This window comes from Salmonella sp. FC25216, assembly GCF_057751355.1.
In genome coordinates this window covers 178,819-198,706 of the sequence record NZ_JBDGON010000007.1, presented here as the reverse complement: position 1 = coordinate 198,706, position 19,888 = coordinate 178,819, and the positions used below count along the sequence as shown (strand labels likewise).

Annotated in this window: 22 protein-coding genes and 1 pseudogene; 16 read left to right on the top strand and 7 right to left on the bottom strand. The window is 51.0% G+C overall.

What is annotated here, in order from left to right; all coding sequences use genetic code 11:
- Nucleotides 1–11 precede the first annotated feature (11 nt).
- The gene (hemB, locus tag AC3G3F_RS15715) at nucleotides 12–986 is read right to left on the bottom strand and encodes a porphobilinogen synthase (protein WP_023246121.1); all 975 of its coding nucleotides are present in this window, start codon (nucleotides 984–986) and stop codon (nucleotides 12–14) included.
- Between the two features lie 442 nt (nucleotides 987–1,428).
- Here hemB and AC3G3F_RS15710 point away from each other — a divergent pair.
- Nucleotides 1,429–1,818: pseudogene (locus AC3G3F_RS15710) on the top strand (autotransporter outer membrane beta-barrel domain-containing protein); the annotation flags it as partial.
- An 85-nt stretch (nucleotides 1,819–1,903) separates the two neighbouring features.
- Entirely contained in the window at nucleotides 1,904–2,527 is a 624-nt protein-coding gene (gene iprA / locus AC3G3F_RS15705; protein ID WP_053529219.1) for a hydrogen peroxide resistance inhibitor IprA, read from the top strand.
- A gap of 44 nt (nucleotides 2,528–2,571) precedes the next feature.
- On the opposite strand, the gene ampH is transcribed toward iprA, so the two are convergent.
- On the bottom strand, nucleotides 2,572–3,729 hold the full coding sequence (gene ampH, locus AC3G3F_RS15700) for a D-alanyl-D-alanine-carboxypeptidase/endopeptidase AmpH (RefSeq protein ID WP_023246123.1): 1,158 nt from the start codon (nucleotides 3,727–3,729) through the stop codon (nucleotides 2,572–2,574).
- Between the two features lie 347 nt (nucleotides 3,730–4,076).
- On the opposite strand from ampH, the gene sbmA reads away from it, so the two are divergent.
- Both sbmA and yaiW read left to right on the top strand, forming a co-directional pair.
- Nucleotides 4,077–5,297 carry a peptide antibiotic transporter SbmA gene (gene sbmA / locus AC3G3F_RS15695; protein WP_023246124.1) on the top strand — a complete coding sequence of 407 codons (1,221 nt, stop codon included), beginning with the start codon at nucleotides 4,077–4,079 and terminating at the stop codon, nucleotides 5,295–5,297.
- Nucleotides 5,298–5,311: 14 nt separating this feature from the next.
- A complete protein-coding gene (yaiW, locus tag AC3G3F_RS15690) occupies nucleotides 5,312–6,406 on the top strand; it encodes a surface-exposed outer membrane lipoprotein YaiW (protein WP_023246125.1) in 1,095 nt (364 codons plus the stop codon).
- A gap of 37 nt (nucleotides 6,407–6,443) precedes the next feature.
- On the opposite strand, the gene AC3G3F_RS15685 is transcribed toward yaiW, so the two are convergent.
- Nucleotides 6,444–6,752: a YaiY family protein gene (locus AC3G3F_RS15685; RefSeq protein WP_000763138.1), complete on the bottom strand. Its 309-nt coding sequence runs from the start codon at nucleotides 6,750–6,752 to the stop codon at nucleotides 6,444–6,446.
- 267 nt (nucleotides 6,753–7,019) lie between these two features.
- Here AC3G3F_RS15685 and AC3G3F_RS15680 point away from each other — a divergent pair, with 267 nt between their 5' ends.
- Nucleotides 7,020–7,235 (top strand): DUF2754 family protein, encoded by a 216-nt coding sequence (locus AC3G3F_RS15680; protein ID WP_023246126.1) that lies wholly within the window; start codon nucleotides 7,020–7,022, stop codon nucleotides 7,233–7,235.
- Between the two features lie 25 nt (nucleotides 7,236–7,260).
- On the opposite strand, the gene ddlA is transcribed toward AC3G3F_RS15680, so the two are convergent.
- The gene (gene ddlA / locus AC3G3F_RS15675; protein WP_023246127.1) at nucleotides 7,261–8,355 is read right to left on the bottom strand and encodes a D-alanine--D-alanine ligase; all 1,095 of its coding nucleotides are present in this window, start codon (nucleotides 8,353–8,355) and stop codon (nucleotides 7,261–7,263) included.
- Between the two features lie 77 nt (nucleotides 8,356–8,432).
- Here ddlA and AC3G3F_RS15670 point away from each other — a divergent pair, with 77 nt between their 5' ends.
- The 5 genes from AC3G3F_RS15670 to adrA all read left to right on the top strand — a co-directional run bounded on the left by AC3G3F_RS15670 (nucleotide 8,433) and on the right by adrA (nucleotide 12,958).
- Entirely contained in the window at nucleotides 8,433–9,146 is a 714-nt protein-coding gene (locus AC3G3F_RS15670; RefSeq protein WP_023246128.1) for an extensin-like domain-containing protein, read from the top strand.
- Nucleotides 9,147–9,314: 168 nt separating this feature from the next.
- Nucleotides 9,315–10,526 (top strand): multidrug efflux MFS transporter, encoded by a 1,212-nt coding sequence (locus AC3G3F_RS15665; RefSeq protein ID WP_023246129.1) that lies wholly within the window; start codon nucleotides 9,315–9,317, stop codon nucleotides 10,524–10,526.
- Between the two features lie 296 nt (nucleotides 10,527–10,822).
- A complete protein-coding gene (iraP, locus tag AC3G3F_RS15660) occupies nucleotides 10,823–11,083 on the top strand; it encodes an anti-adapter protein IraP (protein ID WP_023246130.1) in 261 nt (86 codons plus the stop codon).
- 350 nt (nucleotides 11,084–11,433) lie between these two features.
- Complete coding sequence (gene psiF / locus AC3G3F_RS15655; protein ID WP_023246131.1) at nucleotides 11,434–11,754, top strand: phosphate starvation-inducible protein PsiF; 321 nt, start codon at nucleotides 11,434–11,436, stop codon at nucleotides 11,752–11,754.
- Between the two features lie 91 nt (nucleotides 11,755–11,845).
- On the top strand, nucleotides 11,846–12,958 hold the full coding sequence (adrA, locus tag AC3G3F_RS15650) for a diguanylate cyclase AdrA (protein WP_023246132.1): 1,113 nt from the start codon (nucleotides 11,846–11,848) through the stop codon (nucleotides 12,956–12,958).
- A gap of 14 nt (nucleotides 12,959–12,972) precedes the next feature.
- Here the strand turns inward: adrA and proC are convergent, their stop codons facing one another.
- On the bottom strand, nucleotides 12,973–13,782 hold the full coding sequence (gene proC / locus AC3G3F_RS15645) for a pyrroline-5-carboxylate reductase (RefSeq protein ID WP_023246133.1): 810 nt from the start codon (nucleotides 13,780–13,782) through the stop codon (nucleotides 12,973–12,975).
- 139 nt (nucleotides 13,783–13,921) lie between these two features.
- Between proC and AC3G3F_RS15640 the strand changes: the two genes are divergently transcribed.
- The 5 genes from AC3G3F_RS15640 to ppnP all read left to right on the top strand — a co-directional run bounded on the left by AC3G3F_RS15640 (nucleotide 13,922) and on the right by ppnP (nucleotide 16,611).
- Complete coding sequence (locus tag AC3G3F_RS15640; RefSeq protein ID WP_000158171.1) at nucleotides 13,922–14,377, top strand: YaiI/YqxD family protein; 456 nt, start codon at nucleotides 13,922–13,924, stop codon at nucleotides 14,375–14,377.
- A gap of 184 nt (nucleotides 14,378–14,561) precedes the next feature.
- Nucleotides 14,562–15,107 (top strand): shikimate kinase AroL, encoded by a 546-nt coding sequence (aroL, locus tag AC3G3F_RS15635; RefSeq protein ID WP_023246134.1) that lies wholly within the window; start codon nucleotides 14,562–14,564, stop codon nucleotides 15,105–15,107.
- A 26-nt stretch (nucleotides 15,108–15,133) separates the two neighbouring features.
- Nucleotides 15,134–15,325: a protein YaiA gene (yaiA, locus tag AC3G3F_RS15630; protein ID WP_023246135.1), complete on the top strand. Its 192-nt coding sequence runs from the start codon at nucleotides 15,134–15,136 to the stop codon at nucleotides 15,323–15,325.
- Nucleotides 15,326–15,578: 253 nt separating this feature from the next.
- Nucleotides 15,579–16,256: an AroM family protein gene (locus AC3G3F_RS15625; RefSeq protein WP_023246136.1), complete on the top strand. Its 678-nt coding sequence runs from the start codon at nucleotides 15,579–15,581 to the stop codon at nucleotides 16,254–16,256.
- 70 nt (nucleotides 16,257–16,326) lie between these two features.
- The gene (gene ppnP / locus AC3G3F_RS15620) at nucleotides 16,327–16,611 is read left to right on the top strand and encodes a pyrimidine/purine nucleoside phosphorylase (protein ID WP_000941953.1); all 285 of its coding nucleotides are present in this window, start codon (nucleotides 16,327–16,329) and stop codon (nucleotides 16,609–16,611) included.
- Between the two features lie 37 nt (nucleotides 16,612–16,648).
- Here the strand turns inward: ppnP and rdgC are convergent, their stop codons facing one another.
- Entirely contained in the window at nucleotides 16,649–17,560 is a 912-nt protein-coding gene (gene rdgC, locus AC3G3F_RS15615; RefSeq protein ID WP_023246138.1) for a recombination-associated protein RdgC, read from the bottom strand.
- Nucleotides 17,561–17,685: 125 nt separating this feature from the next.
- Between rdgC and mak the strand changes: the two genes are divergently transcribed.
- Entirely contained in the window at nucleotides 17,686–18,594 is a 909-nt protein-coding gene (gene mak, locus AC3G3F_RS15610; RefSeq protein WP_079817265.1) for a fructokinase, read from the top strand.
- A gap of 19 nt (nucleotides 18,595–18,613) precedes the next feature.
- Here the strand turns inward: mak and araJ are convergent, their stop codons facing one another.
- The gene (gene araJ, locus AC3G3F_RS15605) at nucleotides 18,614–19,786 is read right to left on the bottom strand and encodes an MFS transporter AraJ (protein WP_023246140.1); all 1,173 of its coding nucleotides are present in this window, start codon (nucleotides 19,784–19,786) and stop codon (nucleotides 18,614–18,616) included.
- Nucleotides 19,787–19,888 lie beyond the last annotated feature (102 nt).

The window sequence follows — 19,888 nt, the reverse complement described above, 5'->3', positions numbered from 1 at the left end:
CTGTAACAGAATTAACGCAGAATATTTTTCTCAGCCAGATCCAGCGCGAAGTAACTGAAGATTAAATCAGCGCCGGCGCGTTTAATCGAGCCCAGACTTTCCAGCACGACCTTTTCTTCATCAATGGCGCCAGCCATAGCAGCAAATTTAATCATGGCGTATTCACCGCTCACCTGGTAAGCGCCAAGCGGCAACTCTGTGCGTTCGCGGATTTCACGCAGTACGTCCAGATACGCGCCGGCCGGTTTCACCATTAAGCAATCCGCGCCCTGGGCTTCGTCGAGCAGTGATTCGCGAATTGCTTCGCGGCGGTTCATCGGATTCATTTGATACGTCTTGCGGTCGCCTTTTAACGCGGTACCCGCTGCTTCACGGAAGGGGCCGTAGAAAGAAGAGGCGAACTTAGTGGAGTAGGACATTATTGCCGTATCGGTAAAACCGGCGGCGTCCAGCGCCTGGCGGATGGCCTGGACTTGGCCATCCATTGCCGCAGAGGGCGCAATAAAATCTGCTCCAGCCGCCGCCGCGACAACGGCCTGCTTACCGAGGTTGGCCAGCGTCGCATCGTTATCCACACCGTGTTCGCACAACACGCCGCAGTGACCGTGCGAGGTGTATTCGCAGAAGCAGGTGTCGGACATGACGATCATCTCCGGCACGGTTTGCTTACAGATGCGGGACATTCTCGCTACCAGGCCGTCTTCTTTCCAGGCATCGCTGCCGGTGTCATCAGTATGGTGAGAAATGCCGAAGGTCATAACGGAACGAATACCAGCATTTGCGATACGTTCAATTTCTCGCGCCAGGTGCTTTTCCGGGATGCGCATTACGCCGGGCATGGCGTCAATAGCTTTGTAATCGTCGAGTTCTTCTTCAACAAAGATCGGCAACACCAGGTCGTTCAGGCTGAGTGTTGTCTCTTCAAACATGGCGCGCAACGCAGCGGATTTGCGCAGGCGGCGAGGGCGATGGATAAGGTCTGTCATGGTCTGCCTGATGTTTGTGGAATCGAAGGCCTAGTATACCTGAATCTGTAGGCAGATGTTTTACGAAAACGGTCCTTAACGCAGCGGGCGCAACGCTAGCGCCGGAAGATAATGGTACTGGTTTATATACTGGAAATTAATATTTTAAAGTGTGACGCATTTTTAGGAGCAATTAATTTTGCAGTAATTTTAGTTTTATTTCATTTCTTTTTAAGTAAGAGACGTACTGTCTGTTATTCATGTTTATGTTGTATTTCTATTAAATATATTATTCTTATATGTATTCCATTTTCTTGACTTGCTTGCAACTTGCTGAAATAAAAGTTATTTTTATAGTTTTATTTCGCTTTTTGAAACGTATTTAATTCATGTCCGAATCCGGACTGAGGGTAAAGAATAATTGAACCTTTCAGCGATGACGCCGCATAATCGTCCTTGCTAAATGGAAAAAAACACCGTTGGTACTTGTCTGACCAGCGTTCGTCATGGTCTGGCGGATAATGGCGGCGCAGGGGTAAGCTACTTTGACGGTAACTTGAGTTACTCTCGCTTCAACAACGACTTATCATGCTAACATGAGCGACGGTACTTACGTTGACGGCAACACCGCTTCTGACGCTTGATTTCAAACTGGCTTACGTTTACGACGACTCCAACAGCGATGCTGACGTAAACGACGACTCTATCGACATTGGTATAGAAGGCGCTGCGGCTGGATACTCAGTTCAGCTTCACGAAGGACTTCAGCACCTACAACGATGCTAACAACCTCGGCGGCGGTGATGTTGAGCAAGACTGGTCTGCAAACGTTGGTATTAAATATACCTGGTAATTCATTTCTCTCAGGAGAAATAAAGGTAATTTAAACTGAAAAATGCCCGTCAAGGACCTGACGGGCATTATTGCAAGGAATGCATATGTTATCTTTAAGCAAGCCACTCCAGGAATTCAGGAAACTCGATAAATGCCTTTCTAAGCATGGTACGCGTTTCGAATTTGTTAACGATAAAGAGATTATTTGTTCACCTGATGAAAGTAACACCCATACCTTTGTTATTTTAGAGGGGGTTGTTTCGTTGATCCGGGGTGATAAAGTTCTTATTGGTATTGTGCAGGCCCCCTTTATTTTCGGCTTAGCCGATGGTGTGGTGAAAAAAGAGCCTCAATATAAATTAATTGCGGAGAGCGGTTGCATCGGTTATCGCCTCTCATCATCACAAACTCTCGCTATCATTGAGCAGAACCAACTGTGGCGTGAAGCATTCTGCTGGTTAGCATGGAAAAGTCAGGTACTGGAACTTCGTGACAGGCAGCTCATTGGTAATAATTCTTACGACCAGATTCGGGCGACGTTAATAACAATGATTGAGTGGGATGAAGAACTTCGCTCACGTATTGGTGTTATGAATTATATTCATCAACGAACGCGCGTATCGCGATCGGTGGTGGCGGAAGTACTCGCGGCCCTGCGTAAGGGTAATTATATTGAAATGAATAAAGGCAAACTGATCAGTATTAACCGTTTGCCCTCCGAATATTAACAAAAATGTCGTGCCTCGTCTGATATACGGCGAAGCACGACGACTCAGGATGCAGGAATGATAATGGGTTTATTGCCGCTTAACTCAGTAACCAAATCGTTAATACCGTCGCTCATATTGGTAAATCGAGTGAGGGGGGTACGGGTTACGACCACAAAAGCGCCAATATTATATTGTGGGATCATCGCCATATAGGTAATAAAACCGCCGCCGCCGCCCGTTTTCTGGATAATGCCAGGACGTCCGTCTTTTGGCGCCATATAGACCCAGCCCAGACCGAGTGCGTCGGCTTTACCCGGTACGTCCATCCCAATCATTTTTTTTAGCTGCGTGCGCTGATAAATCAACGTTTGCATACGATCGGCCTGATGGCTACGGTGATAGAAATCTGACGACAGATACTGTTGCATCCAGCGCATCATATCTCCTGGCGTAGAATAAACCCCGCCGCTGCCGATAGCTGCCAGCGTATTATTACAGGGGCTTGCGCCTTTCTCTGCCACCATCAGACGCTTACACTGATCGGGAGAGGGAGTAAACGTGGTGTCTTTCATTCCCAGCGGGCGGGTAATCTTTTCTTCAAACAGTTGCGTATAAGGTTTGCCGGAGGCGGTCGCCAGCGCGTCGGCTAACAGATCGAACGCCAGATTGGAATAGGCCGCCTGCGAGCCCGGTGCTACTTTTAAGGCCGCTGTGGAGATCCAGTTCCAGCGTTGTTCGCGGGTTGGCCAGACAAATACCGGACGATGCGCCGCGCCGCCGGGCTGTTCTCGCGGAAGCGCGCTGGTATGGGTCGCTAAGTTGACCAGCGTAATCGGCGTGCCTTGATACGTCGGGACATGCGCGCCGGGAGGGGCATATTTGCTAAGAGGATCGTTTAATTTTACCGTTCCCTGATCGAGCAATTTCACCAACATTTCACTGGTCATTAGCTTGGTGAGAGAAGCGATACGAATAACCGAATCAAGCTGTGGACGAACATTATTGCCCGGTCTGGTTTCACCGAAACTACGAAACACGCGTTGATTGCCGTCGATTACCACCAGCGCCATGCCCGTGGCGCCGCTACCATAAAAGATATGCTCGGCGTAACGATCAACGATATCAGAGGCAAAAACCGGATCGGCAATCGGCTGAGCCGCCTGGACAGAAGTAAGTGATGCCGCAAACAGTGTTGCAGTAAAAAGCAGACTACGTTTCAACGGTGATGTCCATAAATGAAATAACGGAGGTTATGCGTATTTATACTACCCGGCGGCACATTGCAAAGTGTTAAAGAGAAAAAAGTGGGTGAGAAAACGTAACGGCGGGTTTTCGTGATGGAGAATGTTTACTTTAGTGATATCGCGCTTGTGATAACCTGATAGCGTTAGCCGGCATGCTCATGTATGAAACTCGTCGAAACAATTCTATTGAGCAGAAGTGCGAACTAAGCGTCACAACGTAGGTCACAATGCCTGGTTTAGCCCTTTCATTTGCCAGGGCATGGCTTGATATTGCCGTCGTCACAGTAGCCGTAATAAAGATAAGAAGTTAGCAGGAGAGCATGATGTTTAAATCTTTTTTCCCAAAGCCAGGGCCGTTTTTCATTTCGGCGTTTGTTTGGGCGCTGATCGCCGTCATTTTCTGGCAGGCGGGAGGAGGAGATTGGGTGGCGCGACTTGTGGGAGCATCCGATAAGGTGCCTATCAGCGCCGCGCGATTCTGGTCGCTGGACTATCTGATTTTTTATGCTTATTACCTGATTTGCGTTGGTTTATTTGCAACGTTCTGGTTCATCTATAGCCCGCACCGCTGGCAGTACTGGTCGATACTTGGCACCTCGCTCATTATTTTTGTCACCTGGTTTTTGGTGGAGGTCGGCGTCGCGGTTAACGCCTGGTACGCGCCGTTCTATGATTTGATTCAAACGGCGCTCAGCTCGCCGCACAAGGTAACTCTTGGTCAATTTTATTATGAAGTGGGGGTGTTTCTCGGTATTGCGCTTATCGCCGTGGTGATCGGCGTGCTGAACAACTTTTTTGTCAGCCACTATGTATTTCGCTGGCGTACCGCAATGAATGAGCACTATATGGCGCACTGGCAGTATCTGCGCCATATCGAAGGGGCCGCCCAGCGTGTGCAGGAAGACACCATGCGTTTTGCCTCTACACTGGAGAATATGGGCGTGAGTTTTATCAATGCCATTATGACGCTCATCGCCTTCTTGCCGGTGTTAGTCACCCTGTCAGCGCATGTGCCGGATTTACCTGTCGTGGGACATGTTCCTTACGGCCTGGTCATTGCCGCCATAGTCTGGTCATTAATGGGTACGGGCCTGCTGGCGGTCGTCGGGATCAAATTGCCGGGGCTGGAATTTAAAAATCAGCGAGTGGAAGCGGCTTATCGTAAAGAGTTGGTCTACGGCGAAGATGACGCCAGCCGCGCCACGCCGCCAACCGTCCGTGAACTGTTTAGCGCGGTGCGCCATAACTACTTCCGTCTCTACTTTCACTATATGTATTTCAACATTGCGCGCATTCTCTATTTGCAGGTTGATAACGTTTTCGGTTTGTTCCTGCTGTTTCCTTCCATTGTTGCCGGTACGATTACGCTGGGTCTGATGACGCAAATCACCAACGTGTTTGGCCAGGTGCGCGGTTCGTTCCAGTATTTGATTAACTCCTGGACGACGCTGGTGGAGCTGATGTCTATCTATAAACGTTTACGTAGTTTTGAACGCCAGTTGGATGGTCAGCCAGTTCAGGATGTGACCCACTCTTTTAGCTAACAGAAGGAAACGTTATGCCGGCGGCGTCCCGTCTTTATCCTCTGCCTTTTCTGGCGATCGCAATATTGGCTGGCTGTAGTAGTCAATCCGGGCAGCCTGTGAACAAGGGCGAGAAGCCTGTCGACGTTGCAAGCGTAGTACGCCAGAAAATGCCGGCCAGTGTCAAAGACAGAGAAGCCTGGGCGAAAGATATCGCGACAACGTTTAAGAGCCAGGGGCTGGCGCCGACGGTAGAAAATATCTGTTCGGTGCTGGCTGTCGTCCAGCAGGAGTCCGGTTATCAGGCTGACCCTGTCGTGTCGGGGCTAAGTAAAATAGCCTGGCAGGAGATTGATCGTCGTGCTGAGCGACTGCACATTCCGCTGTTTCTGGTGCACACCGCGCTGAAAATTAACTCCCCCAACGGGAAGAGCTATAGCGAACGCCTGGATACGGTAAAAACCGAAAAACAGCTTAGCGCTATTTTTGACGATTTTATCAATATGGCCCCTATGGGGCAGACGCTATTTGGCTCATATAACCCGGTGCATACGGGGGGCCCGATGCAGGTCAGTATCGCCTTTGCCGAACAGCACGCTAAAGGCTATCCGTGGAAGATGGCGGGCACGGTACGTCAGGAGGTGTTTACGCGCCGTGGCGGACTGTGGTTTGGAACATACCATTTGCTGAATTACCCGGCGAACTACAGCGCGCCTGTTTTCCGCTTCGCCGATTTCAACGCCGGATGGTATGCCAGCCGTAACGCCGCGTTCCAGAATGCCGTCAGTAAAGCCAGCGGCGTAAAACTGGCGCTGGATGGCGATCTGATTCGTTATAACAGCAAGGAACCGGGTAAAACAGAGTTAGCGGCGCGCAAACTGGCAGAACAGTTGGGAATGAGTGAGCGTGAGATTCGCAGCCAACTGGAGAAGGGCGATAGCCTGGCGTTTGAAAAAACGGCGCTCTACAAGAACGTCTATAAACTGGCCGAGGCCAAAACGGGCAGGACGCTTGCGCGGGAAATGTTGCCCGGTATTCAACTGGAAAGCCCGAAGATCACGCGCAAGCTGACGACCGCCTGGTTTGCTAAGCGAGTTGATGAACGGCGGGCGCAGTGTATGGGGCGATAAATTTTGCGCTGGGATATTTTCGCCAGCGCGCTAAGGTTTACTGGTGACGGTGACGCCAGCGCAAAAACGCGGCGATAACGGCAAAAATGAGGCAGCCCGTGAGGAAGGGCACCAGGCCAAAAATCGTCCCGACGCCCAGCCCAATCTCTACCCGTGGTCGACCTGTATCTTGTACCTGCATCAGATGCTCATAGATGCCCGGCGCATGAACCAGCAGGTTTAAAAGCTGCGCCCCGGCCCAGAAGCAAAACAGTACAAATACGGCGTAAGCAATATTTCCTGGCGCAGAGGAGGTTTCTCGATGTTTCCCGCTGAACAGCGATTTTGAGAGAGTGAAATCAGCCATAAAGACCTCCTGGGTGATCGGCTACGATCTGGCGTTATGCCATCGGCTTACTGTGAAGTCTGACAGGTCATTGTGTTTGTCAATATCAGAATCATGGTAATTTCACATACGGAATGTATCCATCGCGTAAATTTTTGTTAGTTGTCACAAAATTATCACTTTTATCTAAATCAATTAACATTTAAGAAATTCCGTATCCCCCACAGACTCGCCCGCAAGAAGTATGTAAAAATACATTTTTGCTGTTGTTAATACGTCGGAGTTGTTATGCATTTGCCTGTAAAAATTCGTCGTGACTGGCACTACTATGCCTTCGCTATTGGCCTTATCTTTATTTTGAATGGCGTCGTAGGATTGCTGGGTTTTGAGGCGAAAGGATGGCAAACCTATGGCGTTGGGCTGGTAACATGGATTATTAGCTTCTGGCTGGCGGGGTTCATCATTCGTCGGCGCGAAGATGATGAGGCAAAAGACGCCCGATAAACGTTGCGCTATCGGGCGTGCGTTATTACATCGTGGTTTTTAAGGCGTTATCCGCCGCATGGCGTTCCAGCGCCAGCTCAATCAGGCGGCTGATCAAATCGGTATAGCCCAATCCGCTCGCCTGCCAGAGTTTTGGATACATACTGATATTGGTAAAACCTGGCAGCGTATTGATCTCGTTAATCACGACCTCATTGTCTGTCGTTAAAAAGACATCGACACGAGCCATACCCGCGCAGCCCAGCGTCTGATAAGCCTGGATCGCGATCGCGCGGATCTTGTCATTCACCTCGGAAGGGATCTGCGCAGGCACGACAACCTGTGCGCCATTATCATCAATATACTTGGTATCGTAGGCGTAAAATTCGCTATTCAGTACGATTTCGCCACAGGTACTGGCCTGCGGGCTACTGTTACCTAATACGGCGCATTCGATCTCGCGCCCTTTGATCCCTTGCTCCACCACCACTTTATGATCGAACTCGAAGGCCAGCGCGACCGCCTGTTGATATTGCGCCTCGTTGGCGACTTTACTTACGCCGACTGAAGAGCCCTGATTAGCGGGCTTCACGAACAGCGGCAGTCCCAGACGAGACTCTATCTCAGCAAAGCTAAACGCGTGACGGTTGGCCCGGGTGAGTGTAATAAACGGGGCGATATTCAGTCCTGCATCGCGCAGTAGTCGTTTGGCGACGTCTTTATCCATGCAGGCTGCGGAGCTCAGAACGTCTGAACCGACAAACGGTAAGTTTGCGACGCGCAGCATCCCCTGCAATGAGCCGTCTTCACCCAGCGTACCGTGGACGATAGGAAAAATGACATCTACCGTCGGCAGCGGTTGCCCGTTCTGGGCGTTAATCAATTGGTGTTCGTGTTTGCCAGGCACCTGGGCCAGACTGATTGCCGAAGGGCGTAGCGCGATATGTGCCGGATCGTCTGCATTCTGCAAATAATTTTCCGCATCGTTAACATGCCATTGTCCCGCCTTATCTATCCCTAACAGCACTACGTCGAAGCGGGTTTTATCGATCGCATCAACGATATTTTTCGCTGATTGCAAAGACACTTCATGTTCCGCTGACTTACCGCCAAATACTATTCCTACCCGCAATTTCGCCATCTTAAAAACCCATTCCATCGAATGCAAAGCGTATACATTACCACGACAAAACGCGGGTTTCGCGGGCTTCTGCCATAATGTTTATGGGATGTGAGAACGGAGGCCGCGTGAGAGGTAAGGGTTTTCTGATTATTGTGCTGTTGGGCGGCATTGGCGGGCTGGGATATCGTTATCTTCCTTCTTATTATAATCCTTTTGCCCCGTTACAACTTGCCGATCCGCCAGGCTGGATCACTACTTTCAAACTACAGCGCCTTACGTCGCCACAGTGCCGGGAACTTTTGACGGCGGCTAATCAACAGGGATTAATTTCATCACAGCCTGTTGTGGATAGCGCTGGCGAATGTCCATTAACCCATGTTGTGCGTGTCAAAGATTTTGGCCAGGTAAAATTGAGCAGTAGTTTTTTAGCCTCCTGCCCGTTGGCGCTGAGCTCCGCGCTGTTTGTTGAACAGCAGGCAAAACCCTTAACAGAAACCTGGATGAAGCGCCGCCTGACCCGCATCGAACATCTGGGCAGCTATGCCTGTCGTAATATTTATCACCGCCCGGATGCGCGGCGCAGCGAACATGCCGGCGCAGAAGCGCTGGATGTCAGCGGGTTTCAACTGTCGGATGGACGGAGAGTTACTGTCCTGCGAGGCTGGAAGCGTGAGGAGACAGGGCCCTGGCTGCGCGCTATGTTAAACGCCAGTTGCCATTATTATGGAAATGGGCTCGGGCCTGACTATAACGTTGCTCATGCTAACCATTTTCACCTGGGGATGCGTGGCTACGGCGTGTGTCGTTAAAGCATAAACGTCTGAGCTGTGCGCTTATATAATGTGATATATTTCACAAAAATGATGAACGGTGAGACAAAATAGCAAAGTGTGACGTACCGCACCTCTGGAACCACCTGAAAAAACATAGCTTGCTAAGCTAGCACGTATTTTCAGCTACTTATCGTTACGAGTCTTATGGAATCCTGGAAAGTTAATCTAATTTCCGTCTGGTTTGGATGTTTTTTTACCGGTCTGGCAATCAGTCAAATCCTGCCATTTTTACCCCTTTATATTTCCCAGCTTGGCGTCTCTTCCCATAAAGCGTTATCAATGTGGTCCGGGTTAACGTTTAGCATTACGTTTCTGATTTCCGCTATTGTATCGCCGATGTGGGGCAGCCTGGCCGACCGTAAGGGGCGCAAATTGATGCTGTTGCGCGCATCGCTTGGGATGGCGATTGCTATTTTACTGCAGGCATTTGCGACCCATGTCTGGCAGCTTTTCCTGCTGCGCGGAATCATGGGGTTAACGTCAGGCTATATCCCCAATGCTATGGCGCTGGTGGCCTCTCAGGTACCGCGCGAACGTAGCGGCTGGGCGCTCAGTACGCTTTCTACCGCGCAGATTAGCGGCGTCATCGGCGGGCCGTTAATGGGCGGTTTTGTCGCGGATCATATTGGTTTGAGGGCTGTCTTTCTGATTACCGCCATGCTGTTGGTGGTGAGCTTTCTGGTCACGCTGTTTTTAATTAAAGAAGGCGTGCGTCCAGTCATCAAGAAGAGCGAACGTCTGAGCGGTAAAGCCGTTTTTGCGTCGTTACCTTATCCTGCGCTGGTGATCAGTTTGTTTTTTACCACGATGGTCATTCAACTCTGTAATGGCTCTATCAGTCCAATCCTGGCGCTGTTTATCAAATCAATGATGCCGGACAGTAATAACATCGCCTTTCTTAGCGGGTTAATTGCCTCGGTGCCCGGAATCTCCGCGCTTATCTCCGCGCCTCGTCTGGGAAAACTTGGCGACAGAATCGGCACGGAAAGAATTCTGATGGCCACGCTTATCTGCGCGGTGCTGCTTTTCTTCGCGATGTCCTGGGTCACCACGCCATTCCAGTTGGGGCTGTTGCGTTTCTTGTTGGGCTTTGCCGATGGCGCGATGTTACCCGCCGTACAAACGTTGTTGGTGAAATACTCCAGCGACCAAATTACCGGACGTATTTTTGGCTACAACCAGTCATTTATGTATCTGGGCAACGTGGTAGGGCCGTTGATGGGGGCGACAGTATCGGCGATGGCCGGTTTCCGCTGGGTTTTTATCGCCACGGCGGCAATCGTGCTGATCAATATTGGGCAACTGAGCCTGGCGCTACGTCGTCGGCGTAACGCGCAAAAAGCGAAAGGCCAATAGCTTTACATCGTAACGGTGCTCCTGCCGTTACGATGTGGTTTAAATTAAAAGATATATTCTTTACCCATGAGGCTTTTCTATAGATGGCATAACTTTAAATTATGATATAGCGTGATTATTGTTTTTTGATGGTTTATTATCGTCTCGTTTACGGTTTGAGAAACGTTTCGCTGCGGCGATGGTGATAATTATTTGTGTAAAGTTCTTCCTGTATCATAAAAATAGTACTTTCAGCCTCTAGGCAGTGGTTCTTCATAGTGATAACGTCACCCTGGAGCTAATAAGGAAATATGGTCATGAAAAATCTCATAGCAGAGTTGTTGCTTAAGCTAGCCCAAAAAGAAGAAGAGTCGAAAGAACTGGTTGCTCAGGTAGAAGCGTTAGAGATTATCGTCACAGCAATGTTACGTAACATGGCGCAAAGCGAGCAACAGATGTTGATACGTCAGGTAGAGAGCGCACTTGAAGGCGTAAAGCCGGATGCCAGCGTTCCTGATCACGATACGGAATTGCTGCGCCAGTATGTAAAAAAGTTGCTGAGACACCCTCGGCACTAATCGTATTTAAAACAACACAGTTGTTATAACGTTACTTTTATGAAATAACCATAGCCGTTTCGTTTTTATTTTGCTTTACATTAAACAGAAAAATAAAAACGAAGCGGCTATGGTAATAACAGGGTAACGCGATGCGTTGTTCCTCTCCATCATGCCGGTATAGTTGTGGATAATCGAATTGCACATCAACCTGCGTTTTGTCAATCAATAAAGCCTATATTAATAACGGTAAGTAATACTTTTACTGCCGGGTGGTATTTTTGCCAGTAACAGCCAGACTTATATAAAGTCCCTGGGATATTTCCCAAAGGGACAAAGTGTAGTGTGTACACTGACAAAAGGATGGTGCTATGAAAATAACCTTACTGGTGACTTTACTTTTTGGCCTGGTCTTTTTAACTACCGTCGGCGCTGCCGAGAAACCGTTGACGCCGCAACAGCAGCGCATGACCACCTGTAATCAGCAGGCGACAGCGCAGGCGCTGAAAGGCGATGCGCGTAAAACTTACCTTAGCGATTGTCTAAAAAACAGGCAGTCAGCCCCTGGTGAGAAAAGCCTGACGCCGCAACAGCAGAAAATGCGTGAATGCAATCTCCAGGCGACGGAACAATCCTTGAAAGGCGACGATCGCAGCAAGTTTATGAGCGCCTGCCTGAAAAAAGCGGCGTAGTGCTATCGGGTGAGCCCTGAAAAACGTTCACCCGAAATCTCATACTCCTTCCCTGCGCTCTGTTTCTATAATTTGGGAAAATTGTTTCTAAATGTTCCCAAAAATAATGAATGATGAAAATTTTTACCGAAAAGCGGTTGAACAGGCGGTAGCGCCGCCAGCCTCTCCTGATGAGCATCAACGTTCCGGGTTGCGTTTTGCCCGGCGCATCAGGCTGCCGCGTGCGGTGGGGTTAGGGGGAATGTTTTTACCCGTGGCCGCCGTGTTAGTGTCGCAACCCGTTTCCGGAGGCTGGTGGCTGTTGCTGGTCGGCTGGTCTTTTGTCTGGCCGCATCTGGCGTGGCAGTGGGCGGCAAAAGCGCTTGATCCGCTACGTCAGGAAATTTACAACCTGAAAGCGGATGCGATCCTCTCCGGCATGTGGATCGCGCTGATAGGCGTCAACATGCTGCCTGCCGCCACGCTGTTTATGATGATGAGTATGAATCTGATGGGCGCTGGCGGGTTGCGACTATTCACTGCCGGAATGGGGCTCTTGCTGGCATCATGTCTGGTGACATTGCAGCTTACCGGGCTACCTGTCGCTATGCGAAGCTCATCGCTGGAAGTCACGCTCTCTTTGCCCGTCATTATGTTGTATCCGCTGCTGTTTGCCTGGGTAAGTTACCAAACGGCCATTAAATTAGCGGAACATAAGCGACGCTTGCAGGCTATGAGCTCGCGGGATGGCATGACCGGCGTCTATAACCGACGACACTGGGAAATTTTATTACGCAATGAATTCGATCACAGCCGACGCCACCATCGAGAGGCGACATTGTTGATTATCGACATCGATCATTTTAAGAGCATTAACGATACCTGGGGACATGATGTTGGGGATGAGGCTATTATCGCCCTGACGCGTCAACTGCAGATAACGCTACGCGGGAGTGATATTATCGGGCGCTTTGGCGGCGACGAATTTGCGGTGATTATGTGCGGAACGCCGGCAGACAGCGCGATTACCGCCATGTCGCGAGTGCATGAACGGCTAAATACATTACGCCTGCCGGGTGCGCCACAAGTCATGTTACGTATCAGCGTGGGCGTGGCGCCGTTAACGCCACAAATCACTCATTATCGGGAATGGCTAAAGTCTGCAGATATGGCGCTTTATAAAGCAAAGAATGCCGGACGTAACCGCACCGAAGTGGCGGCATGACGTCCAGCCGGGCCTCAGGATTTACTGAGCGCCTCTGATTTTTCCATACACTTCGTCATCGCTTCTATTACCGCAGCGCGGAAGCCACGTTCTTCCAGAACGCGTACGGCTTCAATCGTCGTTCCGCCAGGCGAGCACACCATATCTTTCAGTTCACCGGGATGCTTTCCGGTTTCCAGAACCATTTTCGCCGATCCCATGACGGCCTGCGCGGCGAATTTATAAGCCTGAGCGCGAGACATACCGCCCAGAACGGCAGCGTCCGCCATCGCCTCGATAAACATAAAGACATAGGCCGGAGAAGATCCACTCACGCCAACCACCGGATGGATCATAGGCTCAGCAATCACTTCCGCCTCGCCAAAGCAGCGGAAAATGTTCAATACATCAGCCGTATCTTCCGGCGTTACCAGCGCATTGGGCGTGACGGAGGTCATACCGGCGTTGACCAGCGATGGCGTATTCGGCATGGCGCGAATAATTTTACGATCGTGCCCCAGCGCGCGCGCAAGCTGATCAAGCGTTACTCCAGCGGCAATAGAGACCACCAGAGAGTCTTTGCTCAGGCTGGAGGAAATTTCACTCAGCACTTTTACCATAATGCCCGGTTTTACCGCGCCGAAAACGATATCCGCGACCTGAGCGACTTCCTGCGCGCTTTGCGCCGCATTAATGCCGTACTGGTCATGCAAGGCGGAAACTTTATCGGGGGAGGGGGTGTAGACCCAGATCTGACCGGGAAGCACCTGACCGCTGGCAATGAGTCCGCCAAGAATAGCCTTGCCCATATTACCGCAGCCAATAAAACCGATTTTCTTCTCCATCTCGTCACTCCCTATGTTTGTGTGTTATGGGGAAGGGTTAGCTTAACGCGGATTGAAAACGGGCAGAAGGAGAAACAGCACTTTGACGAAAGACAAAAGCGCGAGACAATAAAAGATTGTATACCGTATGGGAGACATTATGACCATCTGGGTGGATGCGGATGCGTGTCCGAATGTCATTAAAGAAATTTTGTATCGCGCCGCCGGGCGGATGCAGTTGCCGCTTATTCTGGTTGCCAATCAGGCCTTGCGCGTGCCGCCTTCGCGTTTTATCCGTACGCTCCGTGTGGCCGCCGGGTTTGACGTGGCGGATAATGAAATCGTGCGTCAATGCGAAGCGGGCGATCTGGTGATTACCGCTGATATTCCGCTGGCGGCTGAAGTGCTGGAAAAAGGCGCTGCAGCTCTTAATCCTCGGGGAGAACGCTATAGCGAAGCCACGATTCGCGAACGCCTGACGATGCGTGACTTTATGGACACGCTACGCGCCAGCGGCGTACAAACGGGGGGACCAAACAGTCTTTCGCCGCGCGATCGTCAGCATTTTGCCGCCGAGCTGGATAAGTGGTGGCTGGAAAGCCAGCGTAAAAAATAAATCGTGTAATGAAAGTTTTACAGTTTATTCATTTCTAATTCTTGCTATAGTGCTAATATTATGAGTTTAGTATTTTCATGTAAATTATTGTTTACATTTATGCGTTGTACTAGTTTGATGGTATGATTACAACATTGCTGATATCAAATCCTGCGTATGCGCAGCTCCCAGGGGAACGCCTGCTATGATGCAACCTCTTTATCTTGTTGGCCCGCGAGGCTGTGGGAAAACCACCATCGGTATGGCGCTGGCGCAGGCAACCGGTTTCCGGTTTGCGGATACCGACCGCTGGCTGCAATCGCATGTGCAAATGAGCGTCGCTGATATTGTTGAAAAAGAGGGCTGGGAAGGGTTCCGCGCCCGGGAAACAGCGGCCCTTGAAGCGGTAAGCGCGCCTTCGACGGTCGTGGCGACAGGAGGCGGTATTATTCTCACAGAATATAATCGACGTTATATGCACCGTGTTGGCATAGTGATTTATTTGTGCGCGCCGGTGTCAACGCTGGTTAACCGGCTTGAGGCTGAACCTGAAGCGGATCTGCGTCCAACTCTAACCGGAAAGCCGTTGAGCGAAGAGGTTCGGGAAGTGCTTGAGCAGCGTGACGCGCTGTATCGCGAAACGGCGCATTACATTATTGACGCGACGAAAGCGCCGACCCAGGTCGTTTCTGAAATTATTGCGGCGCTGCCGCCGTCGACGCAACGGGTGCAGGGAGATGTCTATACTTAACGCTCACCCAGAATAAAGGAAACACTATGCCAACCAGACCACCTTATCCGCGGGAAGCTTATATCGTCACCATTGAAAAAGGCGTGTCAGGACAGACGGTGACGTGGTATCAGCTACGGGCTGACCATCCGAAACCTGATTCGCTCATTAGCGAGCATCCGACTGCAGAAGAGGCGATGGATGCGAAAAAACGTTATGAAGATCCGGATAAATCATAGCCGCATGAACGACTCGGAAGGGATTCTGAGTACTCCTAAATTGTATCTCTATCACATTTTTGAAACATTTATACTGGCAACTAAAACCGTAAATTAAGCGATAACAATACAATACTGGAATTATTTGGAATCTTTACACAATGCGTGGTCCATCTGCTGCTACGCTTTTTGAGATTTGTAGGGCAGGTAGCACGGTGGTTGTGTAAATATTTGCCCGGGAACTACGACGAAGTAATAAGAAGGTGGAATAAGAATGAGTGCGTCGTTGGCAATCCTCACAATCGGCGTTGTGCCAATGAGCGAAGTGTTACCGCTCCTGACGGAATACATCGACGAACAACATATCACCCATCACAGCCTGCTGGGAAAAATGAGCCGGGAAGACGTTATGGCGGATTACGCCGTAGAGCCTGGCGACGATCCGCTTCTGACGTTGCTGAATGATAACCAAATAGCCCATGTTTCCCGCCAGAAAGTGGAGCGAGATTTACAGAGCGTTGTCGAAGTGCTGGATAACCAGGGTTATGATGTCATTATACTGATGAGCACTGCGGCGATTAAAAGTATGGCTGCCCGCAATTCTATTTTGCTTGAACCGCTGCGTATTATTCCACCGCTTGTTGCCTCTATTGTGGATGGGCATCAGGTTGGCGTTATTGTGCCAGTTGCAGAGCTTCTGGCGGCCCAGGAGAAAAAATGGCAGGTATTGCAAATGCCGCCGGTTTATTCGCTGGCGAATCCGGTTCACGGATCTGAGCAACAGTTAATTAATGCCGGGCAGGCGCTACTGGATCAAGGCGCGGACGTCATTATGCTTGATTGTCTGGGTTTTCATCAGCGTCATCGGGATATTTTACAGCAGGCGCTGGATGTGCCGGTTTTACTCTCTAATGTTTTGATTGCGCGGTTAGCTTCAGAACTGCTTGTCTAATTTTGCGTGACAGGCCGAACGTCAGGACTCTATATTGGGTGTTAATTTAATAACGAGACGGGGCCTGATTATGCTACAAAGCAATGAATACTTTTCCGGGAAAGTGAAGTCTATTGGATTTACCAGCAGTAGCACCGGCCGGGCCAGCGTTGGCGTGATGGCGGAAGGAGAGTATACCTTTGGCACCGCCGAACCCGAAGAGATGACGGTTGTGAGCGGCGCGTTGAAGGTACTGTTGCCGGGAACTGTCGAATGGAAAGTGTATACGGCAGGTGAGGTGTTTAACGTGCCTGGCCACAGCGAGTTTCATCTACAGGTTGCTGAGCCTACCTCGTATCTGTGCCGCTATTTGTAACGGTGAGTCCCCTCTCCGGCGGAGAGGGACCCTCTGGTTAGCGTTGCGCTTCGCCGCCTAATCCTTCCACCAGGCTTTGAATCAGCGCCGCCAGCTCTCCGGTCATCAGGATAAAGTCCGCGTCGAAACGCTGGGCAAAATCTTCCCGGTCGATATCTTCGTTCTGATCGCGCAGCTCATCGCAGAATTTCAGACGCTTAATGGAGCCGTCGTCGCACATCACGAACTGAATGCGTTGCTGCCAGTCGAGCGCCAGCTTCGTTACCACTTTACCCGCTTCAATATGAACGGCGATCTCGTCGCTGACCAGATCCTGCTTTTTCGCGCGAATCACGCCGCCATCTTCCAGCATCGCTTTCAATTCGGCTTCGTCGAGCAACTGGAAGCCCTGAGCGACCGTACCGGAGCGCACCCACTCTGTGAGCGTCAGTTCAATCGGATTTTCCAGCGCCAGCGGGACAACCGGCAGCGAGCCGAGACTTTTACGCAGTAGCGCCAGCGTATCCTCCGCTTTTTTCGCGCTGGCGCAGTCAACCATAATCAGGCCGTTAACGGTATCAATCCACATCATTGTCTGGCTGAAGCGGCTAAACGCGCGCGGCAGCAATGAATGCAACACTTCATCCTTCAGGGAATCTTTTTCCGTCTTCTTCAGCTTGCGCCCCTGATCGGCTTCCAGTTTCTGGATTTTCGCTTCCAGCGCCTGTTTAATCACTGGCGATGGCAGAATTTTCTCTTCTTTGCGCGCACAAATAATAATTTGGCCATTGGCAGTGTGCGTTAACGCATCGCTGTGAGAGCCCATTGGCGGAACCCAGCCCATTTTGGCCATATCCTGGCTACCGCATGGGGTAAACGTCATTGAGGCGAGCTGTTTCTCCATCTCTTCGACGCGCAATGCGATATCGCGGCTAAGACGGTAAACCATTAAATTTTTGAACCACAGCATGATAATTTCCACGGCCTTGTCGTTAAATCCAGGCGGTATAGTAACGAATTGTCGGCGGGCTTGCATTGCCAATCAGAACGGTGGGTTCTACCCTGTTGATATTCCCAAAAAATGAGGAGCGGTATGTGCGTATTGGTATCGATTTAGGCGGCACAAAAACGGAAGTCATTGCGCTTGATGATGCAGGAGAACAGCGGTTTCGCCATCGTCTGCCTACGCCGCGGGAGGATTATCAGCAAACGATAGAAACTATCGCTGCGCTGGTCGACATGGCGGAACAGGCGACCGGACAGACCGGTAGCGTCGGCATTGGCATTCCCGGTTCTCTCTCGCCTTACACTGGCGTCGTGAAAAACGCTAACTCTACGTGGCTTAACGGCCAGCCGTTCGATAACGATGTGAGCCGTCGTCTGAAGCGTGAAGTACGGTTAGCTAACGATGCCAATTGCCTGGCGGTCTCAGAGGCGGTAGATGGCGCGGCGGCGGGGGCGCAAACGGTATTTGCGGTGATTATCGGTACCGGGTGCGGCGCGGGCGTAGCGCTAAATGGCCTGGCGCACATCGGCGGCAACGGTACGGCAGGCGAATGGGGCCACAATCCGTTGCCGTGGATGGATGACGATGAGTTGCGTTACCGCGAAGAAATTCCGTGTTATTGCGGTAAACAAGGCTGTATCGAAACTTTTATTTCCGGTACGGGATTTGCCACGGATTACCAGCGTTTGAGCGGTAAGGCGCTAAAAGGCGATGAGATTATTCGTCTGGTTGATACGCAGGACGCCGTGGCGGAACTGGCGATAAGCCGTTATGAGTTACGGCTGGCGAAAGCGTTAGCGCACGTCGTAAATATTCTTGATCCGGATGTCATTGTGCTGGGCGGCGGCATGAGCAATGTTGAGCGCCTGTACAAGACGGTTCCGTCGCTGATGAAATCGTTTGTTTTTGGCGGCGAGTGCGATACGCCGGTGCGTAAGGCGCAGCATGGCGATTCGAGCGGTGTGCGCGGCGCGGCCTGGCTGTGGCCGCTGGCGTAACATTTTTGGCCGGATGGCGTCATCCGGCAACAGACGTGACTGATTGATGCTTGTGTTTTAGACGGCCATATACCAGCAACGACGACATGGCGGAAAACGACAGTAGAGCGGCGGGAAGCGCCACGTAGTGGTACGCAAAACCTAGCGTCAGCATCAGCCCTCCGCACCAGGCGCCAATTGCGCTACCGAGATTAAACGCGATTTGCCCTCCCGCCGCACCCAGCAGTTCGCCGCCTTTGGCGTTTTGTAGCAGCAAGATCTGCAGCGGCGCAGAGAGCGCAAACAGACCAGCGCAGCAGATAAACGCGAAAGTCAGCGATGCCGTTTTGCATCCGCCAAAGAAAAAGAGCGCCGTGAGAGAGAGCACGATAACGAGGTCAGTCACTGCCGCGATGCGGAGCGGAGTATATCTGCCGGAGAGTTTGCCGCTTAATAGATTGCCTAACACCATCCCCAGCCCGACCAGCATCATAATAAACGTCATGCTCGTTTCCGAAAAACCGGAGATGTACATCATAAATGGCTTGATATAGCTGAACCAGGCAAAAACGCCCGCATTGCCGAACATCGTGGCGGCGAAGATAAGCCACGGCGCGAGGCTGCGCAGAAAGTAGAACTGCTCGCGCAGGCTGCTTTTGGCTTCGTCGCGAATATCCGGCACCCAGAAGAAAATCGCGGTGAGCACGGCGATGTTGAAAACCGCGATCAATAAAAAGGTGTAGCGCCAGCTAAATTCCTGGCTCAGGTAAGTGCCGAACGGGATGCCCACCAGATTCGCCACCGTCATCCCCGAAACCATACCCGCGACGGCGGCGGTGACTTTCCCGGGGCGGATAATCTTTGACAAGACAATGGCGCCGACGCCAAAAAAGGCGCCGTGCGGAAAGCCGGAAACCAGTCTGCCGATGGCGAGCATCAGATATGAGGAGGAAAAGGTAAACATGGCATTGCCTGTCACGCACAGCATGACCAGAAACAGCAGTACATGTTTAAGCGAAAAGCGGCTGGAAAAAAGCGCCATAATGGGAGCGCCCAGCACGACGCCGAAGGCGTAAAACGAGATCATATGCCCGGCGGCGGGAATCGTTATTCCGACATCGCGCGCCAGCTCCGTCAGCACGCCCATAATGCCAAACTCGGCCATCCCCAGTCCGAACGTACCCAGCGCCAAAGAAAAAATAACTTTTTTCATACCACCTGCCGAAAATGAAGGCGCATGTTGCGCGCCGTGGCTGTCAACTGTCGTAGCCAATCAACGTATAGCTTGCGGATAAGCGCGAGGTAATACCATTCC